This window comes from Porphyromonas sp. CAG:1061, from assembly GCF_000435035.1.
Lineage (GTDB): Bacteria > Bacteroidota > Bacteroidia > Bacteroidales > Porphyromonadaceae > Porphyromonas_A > Porphyromonas_A somerae.
On sequence record NZ_HF988902.1, the window covers coordinates 1 to 7,448 of the forward strand.

Sequence of the window (7,448 nt, forward strand, 5' to 3'; positions counted from 1 at the left end):
TGCAACTAAGCAAATGACGAGTTGCAACTAAGTAATCGCTGAGTTGCAACTAAACTAAGACCGATATAATATACTGTATATCAATCTATTAAAGAGGGGCCATTAACCCCTCATTATCAACATACTTTTTCACATCATAAAGGTGTACTACAAGATTTATTGAGGAGGGCTTCTTGCTCTCGTTAGAAACTCCAACACTTGAAACGCTGCAGATTTCTCATCTAAAATGTTGGATAGATAAATAATTATTATTACCTTTGCACGCAGTTAAGGCATACGCCTATGAATAACGACGGCCACGTAGCTCAACTGAATAGAGCATCTGACTACGGATCAGAAGGTTGCAGGTTTGAATCCTGCCGTGGTCACTACCCTCGGGTAAGACTGGATAACTGGCCACGTAGCTCAACTGAATAGAGCATTTGACTACGGATCAAAAGGTTGCAGGTTTGAATCCTGCCGTGGTCACTACTAAGGCAAACCATCTTTGGATAGTTTGCCTTTTTCTTTTTGAAATAAGCGGACACCCTTATGAATATCAGTAGACATACGAAGGAGATTTTGAAGCTAGGGTACCCCATTATGCTTGGTCAGATGGGAGTTATTTTAGTTGGTTTTATTGATAATATTATGGTTGGAAGATACGGCACCTCCGAGCTTGCTGCCGCATCATTTGTCAATGGATTCATCAATATTGCCTTTGTCTTTGCGATGGGATTTTCGTACGGACTCACCCCACTTGTATCCGGCTCATTTGCCACTGGCAATGGCCAACTTCGCTCCCTTCTGAAGAGCAGTATCTTCCTTAATACCATCGTGGGCATCCTTATCACACTTGTTATGTGGATATGCTTAGTCAATATTCACTGGTTTGGTCAGCCCGATGAGTTACTTGGTCTTATACGTCCATACTACACGATTCATCTAGTGAGTATCATTCCCCTAATCATCTTTTATGGGTACAAGCAATTTGTAGACGGTGTAGGGTTGACAAAGATTGGAATGACCGCCATCATTCTATCAAACATCATTAACATCGTATTCAATTACTTACTCATCTTCGGTAAGTGGGGATTTCCTGAGCTAGGTCTTTTGGGTGCTGGACTTGCCACCTTCATCTCCCGACTTGTGATGCTCGCCATCCTTATCTATGAAGTTCACGGAACGACAAGATTTAAGAGCATTTTTGAGACCAACCACTCCACTAAGGGGGCTATAGATAGAGGTCTACTCAAGAGGCTCAGTGGCATAGGGATGCCCTCAGCCCTTCAGCTAGGAATGGAGACAGCATCATTCAGCATTGCGGTCATAATGGTGGGGTGGATAGGCACGCTCGAGCTGGCAACGCACCAAATAGTCAACACAGTGAGTACCCTTGGCTTCCTGATGTTTTATGGAATGTCGGCAGCGGTGATGATCCGTGTAGGTCACTTCTATGAACTCAAGAAGAGTAACGAGATCAGAGGTGTGGTAAAATCGGGTTTTAAGATTCAGATAAGTATGGCACTGACACTCATTGTGCTACTACTCACTTTTCGCACCTACATTCCACACATATTCACCACAGATGAGTCAGTTATCAAGCTAGCATCAATCGTGATACTTCCACTAGCAGCCTACCAAGTGACAGATATGCTTCAAATCTTATTTTCCAATGCACTCAGAGGGATGCAGGATGTAAAGTTTACAGCGTGGGCAGCTTGTTTTTGCTACCTCGTCTTAACCATGTCAGCAGCTTATCTCTTTGGCTTTACTTTCGAGTGGGGAATCATAGGTATTTGGTGTGCCTTTTTTGTAGGCTTTACCTCCCTTGCCCTACTCCTCATCTCCCGATACTTTAGAGTGCTTCGTCAGCTAGACAAGGACATCAAGAGCCAAGGTATAAAATGATACCGACTCTGCACCAGCATCAATTAGAGCTCTACCAGCATTGATTAGTGTAGCACCCGTGGTGAGCACATCATCTACCACGAGTATTCGCTTACCACTCACCTTACTCTTCTGCGGTGAGTAGAAAGCTCCTTGAATCTGTTGCCACCTTGCCTCTTTTCCCCTATGCGTTTGGGTACCACGCCCTCCACCTCTAGCTAGTAGATTTTCATCAATAGGTAAGGAGTAGACCTCAGCTAGTCCTTTGGCAATAAAGGTAGACTGATTGTAGCCACGCCTATGCAATCTCTTTTTGAGCAGAGGAACTGGCACAATTACGGTTACGTCCAAAAAGTGCCCCGCATCATAATGTTGCTGTGCGAAGTGCTTTGCAAGATGATAACCAGTTTTGGGGAAGCCATTATACTTTACATTGTGAATGAGTGTACGTACAACACTAGGATTACTAAAGATAAGATCGGTTTGGAATTCAGTGAATGGCACCAGCCCTTCCAATCTCTCTTGTGCATCATAATAACTCTCCATGCCAAAGTACTTAGGAAGTGCATCGAAGCACTTTGGACACAAAAAGATATCCTTACCCTCTAACCGGCAACCACAATCCACACAATAGGCAGGATATATAAAATTAATGAGGTCATCAAAAAGCATATCACGAGATTTCAAGACGGTCAATCACCTCCTCGTATATATCCGATGGGTACCCTCTCCGATAGGCAGCATCCACAAGCCGCATCCGCAGGTCGTACTCATTTTTGGCCTTCGTTTTGTATCTTGCCAGTTTAGGGGACAGATACTCCTCTAAAGCCGAAAACCAATCGTCGTAAGGTATAGCACTGAGTGCTTTTTGGATCAGCGAAGAGGGAACTCCCCGCTCTTGAAGCTCATATCGGATCAAGATGGGGCCCTTCTTGAGCATCGTTAGCTTATCCCTCACATATCGCTCGGCATACCGCTCTTCGTCGATAAACTTCTCGCTTTTTAACTGGTCAATTATCTGCTCTATCTCCGAAGGCTCAATCTCACCATCGGACCAAGTCAATAGCTTTTCAGACACCTCCTTAGAGGTCTTTTCATACCTTGAAGTATATCTCCCCGCTTTTATCAATAGTTCTTTAAGCGCATCAGCCTCCATATCACGTCACAATCAAATATCGAGTTTTCCCATTAAAGTCCTCGATGAATTCAACTTTTCTATCACTGAACAGCTCCGTCAACTCCCCAACGCAGAGAGGATTGATTTCAAAAGCGAGTACCTTACTATTATTATATAGCTCTTTAATCCGCCTATAAAAGAGAATCGGATCGTCGTCGGGTACAAATAGGGCCATCTCCGGCTCTGTCTCAAGCACATGTGGCTCCATTTCCATACGCTCCTTATTGAGTACATAGGGAGGGTTGCTCACCACCAAGTCGTACTGTTCATGCTTCGGACTAAAGTGGTCGTCAAATAGATCGGCTCGCTGTAAATCAATCTCCAAGTCATAGCGATGAATGTTTTTCTCTGCCACAGAGAGGGCATGGGGACTTAGGTCAATAGCCTCCACCTTGGCACCACACTTCGCCATAAAGAGGGCGATTGCACCGCTACCAGTACATAGGTCAATAGAGGTGGCACCAGGGAATAGATGCCCCCTACTCCTTATTATATAGCATAGCTCTTCGGTCTCTGGCCTAGGTATCAGTACGCCACTACTCACATAGAGATCCATTCCGCAGAACGGGGTGTGTCCGAGTACATACTGTAGTGGTTCGTGCCCCAATAATCGAGAAAGCCAGCCCTTAAGCAAATCAATCTTTTGATTAACTTTGCCATCACTAACCACGAGCATAGGATAGGGTTGCCCAAAAGCCTCCTCGAGAAGGATACGTGCGATGTACTCCGCCTCCTCCTGAGAGTAGTAGCTACCTAGCTCCGTAGCTAGCCATTGCTTGGTGGTTTGAAACTCATTCATTGGCACAAAGATAGCAGAAAAAAGTGGAAGATATACAATATATGCAGCTGGCGATCTACCTAGCCAGTAGAGGTGAAAACTTTGAGGTGAATAGTAATCCAAAGGTGGGTGCCATATTGGTATACAATGATACTATTATAGGTCAGGGGTATCACATCAGGCAGGGCGATAACCACGCAGAAGTTAATTGCATCGCTAGTGTACCCCAACGACTGCGGCACTTGATTTCCCAAAGCACCATGTATGTAACACTAGAGCCCTGTGCCCACCAAGGCCGTACCCCCTCTTGTGCTAAGATGCTAGTGGAGCAAAAGGTAAAAAAAGTAGTGGTGGGTACCCTTGACCCCTTCCCAAAAGTTGCTGGAAAGGGGTGTGAAATACTGAGAGAAGGTGGAGTGGAGGTCTCTGTAGGATTACTAGAGGAGCAGTGCAAAGCGGTTGCTAAGATATTTATGACCAATCAACTACTCAGAAGACCGTACATCACCCTCAAGTGGGCTGAGAGTAGTGATGGCTATATTGACTACCATCGAAGTGCAAGTGAACCAGCAGCCAAGATATCCTCTCCATACATTCAGCTACTTACGCACAAGTTGCGTGGCGAGCACGATGCGATACTTATTGGGAGGGGAACAGCAATTATGGACCAGCCTAGGCTGAACAACCGACTATACCCTGGGCTTCCTTCGCCCAAAGTGTATGTCATAGACAGCCATAGAGAAAGTGATGCTTTACTCACGCCCAAAAGTGATTGGCATTTGATAAAAGGCACCGATGATCTCAGCCAAGTGGTGAGTAGTCTCTACGACCAAGGGATTACATCGCTCTTGGTAGAGGGAGGGGCTAAGATCATCCAGTCATTTTTACGTGCCAACCTTTGGGATACCATCCGAAGAGAGGTAGGAACCATTCAACTGGGCGATGGAGTAAAAGCTCCCCAACTGCCCTCTAGTCTATCTCCTAGTCACATAGATTATATAGATCGCCACCAGTTGATCTACTATACCAAATAACGGTAGAAAATGGTATCTTTGCAGATAGGATAAAGTGGAGGTGAAGTTGAGTGCAATAAATACGAAGTGGACGAATGATAAATAGATTACTAATAAGGATAAAGGTTTTGCAAGTGCTATACAACTATTATCAAGTGAAGCACATTGGTATACCAGGGGCTATTGGATTGCTGAGGTATGCATTAGACCAGTCTTACAACCTTTACCTCTACCTCACTGGACTCCCTTATGACTTGAAAGAAGTTGCCGCCTTCAGACTGGCGAAGGAGGAGGATAAGTTTGGCAAAGACGAGAGCGTGGTGAAGTTGCTCAATCACATTATTGACAATCCTGTCACACAGGTGATTAGTAGCGACCTAAACTATATCCAAGCTCGTGAACAGGCATTTACGCCCAACCATAGCGTAGAGGACTTTATCAAAAAGCTACTCAACACTCTTATTGACCAGCGTGAAGAGCTACTTCAGATCAACTGGGATAACTTTGACAAGGTAAAGAAAGCATGGAGAGCCTTTTATGGTGAGAACATTCTTCAGAGCGATCTATTTGCAGATATTCTAGAGGAGACGGATACCTTTAGAAACGACGATATCGCCATTGTATTTACCTTCGTTACTAAGGTATATAATGGCCTTTCGGAGAAAAAAGCCTATTCCGAACAGCTGAGACCCCCTTACGCCTCTGAGGATGATGAGGACTTTGGTCCAACGCTCTTGGAGCACGCCATTGTACATGGGGAGGAGTACCGCGAGCTACTTAGCAAGTACTTCAAGAATTGGGACAAGGAGCGGGTAAGTGAAATTGACTACATTATCTTACAGCTTGCAGTGAGCGAGGCGATAAAGTTCCCCACAATAGATACCAGTATCATTCTCAATGAATACCTTAATCTAGCTCACTACTACAGTTCTGAAATTAGCCATACATTTATCAATGGCATCCTTCATGAGCTATTTACCGACTTGAAGAATGAGGGAAAAATACTAGGCAATTAACTATAAACAAAGGAAAATATGAAACTAATGACATTACTACAAGCACCAGCTGGTGCAATGGGTGGAGGAATGAGCACCCTCATCATGATCGTGCTGATGATCGCAATCTTCTACTTCTTGATTATACGCCCTCAAAGCAAGCAACAGAAAAAGCTGGAGGCAGCCCGTAAGGCCATGAAGCCTGGCGATAAGATTATGACCTCTGGTGGTATCTATGGCATCATCAGGGAGATCAACCCTGAAAATGGACAGGTAACCATTGAGGTGTGGGAAGGTGTGAAGATGAAGGTGGATATCAACCAAGTATTTGCTCTCCCTGATAATAGCACCAACAAAAAGTAAATAACCTTGAGCTTCTGATAGCTCATTTAGCAATTCCAATCAATAATGGGATTTTGGAATAGTATCAAGTCACTGAAACCTGTCTCCTACTTCTCAAGAGGTAGGAGATGGGTGATTTTGCTTTTTTGCTTTCTACTCTCATTTATCCTTTGGTTATTTCAAGCGCTAAATGACAACTATACTAAGCGGGTTACGATGGCTGTAGAAGCCCCTACCCTTCCCCTGAGATACGCTCTAGACGAGACCAAAGGGATTCCTAAGGAGATTGAGATAGCTATTACAGCTAGTGGCAATGAGCTAATGAGCTATACTTTTAGGCAATGGTTTGCCGCCAAGCCGATCCTTAAGTTGGCTATTGACACGCTCCAAATTTTGCCCGAGGGCGGATATATCAGTATCGGCAGGGAAGAATTGATCCGCCAGATTAAAAACACCAACGATGTTTTTAATGAGCACTTCAACAACTCAAATGACGCTCACATTGCCCTCTTCCCTGACTATATCTCATTTTCGTATGCTCCTCTTATTGAGGAAAAGGTAGGCGTCTTCTTTGGTGGTCAAGTAGACCTTGGTGAGGAGAGTAATAGGGTATTGGTTTCCTTAACTATGGAGCCTGAGGAGGTGAGTGCCTTTGGACTGAACACTTCCATTGATAGCCTAAGGATGACTCAGGGATTGATCAGTACAGAGCAGTCTCCTCTAGCGGTAACAAAAGAAGGAATTAGTAGCTATCGGGTAGCCTTAATAGCACCCAATGGAGTGAGGCTAACCCCTGACTCTGTAACGGTAACCACTGAGGTGGCACCGCTCAAATACAATTCTTTTATTGCCACCAATATTATGGTTCGCAATCTAGAAGAGGGCTACAATATTCGACTATTCCCATCTAGCATCAAGGTATCTTACCTAGCATTAGATGACGTAAAACTATCGGATATATCTGCACAGATTCACCCATATATAGATGTAGATGAGATTACGGAAGGGACTAAAAAGCTTAAGGTGAGGCTTCCAATGGTACCTAAAGAGCTACATATGATACAATTGGAGCCAGATGCGGTGGAGTATATAATTGAAAAAGAGTGATGCCAAAGGTCATTGGAATAGCGGGGCAAGTAGGTGCTGGAAAAAGCCTTGTGCTACAAACACTTAATGTGCTGTATGGAATCCCACTATTTGATTGTGATAAAATAGCTAAGGAAAGCTACTTTATCCCCTCAGTAAGAGAGGAGATAATTGACCGCTTTGGGGTG

9 protein-coding genes and 2 tRNA genes are annotated in these 7,448 nt (G+C 44.3%); 8 read left to right on the forward strand and 3 right to left on the reverse strand.

Annotation, left to right across the window (positions count from 1 at the left end):
* The first annotated feature begins 294 nt into the window (after positions 1-294).
* The 3 genes from QVO39_RS03735 (at position 295) to QVO39_RS03745 (ending at position 1,890) form a co-directional block, all read left to right on the forward strand.
* Positions 295-368: transfer RNA gene (locus tag QVO39_RS03735), tRNA-Arg, on the forward strand.
* Between the two features lie 26 nt (positions 369-394).
* Positions 395-468: transfer RNA gene (locus QVO39_RS03740), tRNA-Arg, on the forward strand.
* Positions 469-531: 63 nt separating this feature from the next.
* Positions 532-1,890: an MATE family efflux transporter gene (locus QVO39_RS03745; protein ID WP_021903067.1), complete on the forward strand. Its 1,359-nt coding sequence runs from the start codon at positions 532-534 to the stop codon at positions 1,888-1,890.
* Here the strand turns inward: QVO39_RS03745 and QVO39_RS03750 are convergent.
* Genes QVO39_RS03750 through QVO39_RS03760 form a run of 3 tightly spaced genes read right to left on the reverse strand, consistent with a single transcriptional unit; the run spans position 1,855 to position 3,845 of the window.
* Positions 1,855-2,541, reverse strand: coding sequence for a ComF family protein (locus QVO39_RS03750; RefSeq protein ID WP_021903068.1), 687 nt, complete (start codon positions 2,539-2,541; stop codon positions 1,855-1,857). The genes QVO39_RS03745 and QVO39_RS03750 overlap by 36 nt on opposite strands.
* A gap of 1 nt (position 2,542) precedes the next feature.
* Entirely contained in the window at positions 2,543-3,025 is a 483-nt protein-coding gene (locus QVO39_RS03755) for a regulatory protein RecX (RefSeq protein ID WP_021903069.1), read from the reverse strand.
* Position 3,026: 1 nt separating this feature from the next.
* Positions 3,027-3,845, reverse strand: coding sequence for a N5-glutamine methyltransferase family protein (locus tag QVO39_RS03760; protein WP_021903070.1), 819 nt, complete (start codon positions 3,843-3,845; stop codon positions 3,027-3,029).
* A 23-nt stretch (positions 3,846-3,868) separates the two neighbouring features.
* Here QVO39_RS03760 and ribD point away from each other — a divergent pair, with 23 nt between their 5' ends.
* The 5 genes from ribD to QVO39_RS09130 form a co-directional block, all read left to right on the forward strand.
* Entirely contained in the window at positions 3,869-4,858 is a 990-nt protein-coding gene (gene ribD, locus QVO39_RS03765) for a bifunctional diaminohydroxyphosphoribosylaminopyrimidine deaminase/5-amino-6-(5-phosphoribosylamino)uracil reductase RibD (RefSeq protein ID WP_288171728.1), read from the forward strand.
* A 74-nt stretch (positions 4,859-4,932) separates the two neighbouring features.
* Positions 4,933-5,853, forward strand: coding sequence for a transcription antitermination factor NusB (locus tag QVO39_RS03770; protein WP_288171729.1), 921 nt, complete (start codon positions 4,933-4,935; stop codon positions 5,851-5,853).
* 18 nt (positions 5,854-5,871) lie between these two features.
* Positions 5,872-6,195, forward strand: a complete 324-nt coding sequence (gene yajC, locus QVO39_RS03775; RefSeq protein WP_021903073.1) for a preprotein translocase subunit YajC — start codon at positions 5,872-5,874, stop codon at positions 6,193-6,195.
* Positions 6,196-6,240: 45 nt separating this feature from the next.
* Positions 6,241-7,281 carry a YbbR-like domain-containing protein gene (locus tag QVO39_RS03780; protein ID WP_018028750.1) on the forward strand — a complete coding sequence of 347 codons (1,041 nt, stop codon included), beginning with the start codon at positions 6,241-6,243 and terminating at the stop codon, positions 7,279-7,281.
* Positions 7,281-7,448 (forward strand): dephospho-CoA kinase (locus tag QVO39_RS09130; RefSeq protein ID WP_353867183.1); only part of this gene is annotated, 168 nt, incomplete at its 3' end. The genes QVO39_RS03780 and QVO39_RS09130, both read left to right, overlap by 1 nt.

Bases quoted from the DNA above. Each gene is read 5' to 3' on its own strand.
- QVO39_RS03750 (WP_021903068.1), bottom strand. From the start codon at position 2,541: ATGCTTTTTGATGACCTCATTAATTTTATATATCCTGCCTATTGTGTG.
- QVO39_RS03755 (WP_021903069.1), bottom strand. From the start codon at position 3,025: ATGGAGGCTGATGCGCTTAAAGAACTATTGATAAAAGCGGGGAGATAT.
- QVO39_RS03770 (WP_288171729.1), top strand. From the start codon at position 4,933: ATGATAAATAGATTACTAATAAGGATAAAGGTTTTGCAAGTGCTATAC.
- QVO39_RS03745 (WP_021903067.1), top strand. From the start codon at position 532: ATGAATATCAGTAGACATACGAAGGAGATTTTGAAGCTAGGGTACCCC.
- yajC (WP_021903073.1), top strand. From the start codon at position 5,872: ATGAAACTAATGACATTACTACAAGCACCAGCTGGTGCAATGGGTGGA.
- QVO39_RS03780 (WP_018028750.1), top strand. From the start codon at position 6,241: ATGGGATTTTGGAATAGTATCAAGTCACTGAAACCTGTCTCCTACTTC.
- QVO39_RS03760 (WP_021903070.1), bottom strand. From the start codon at position 3,845: ATGAATGAGTTTCAAACCACCAAGCAATGGCTAGCTACGGAGCTAGGT.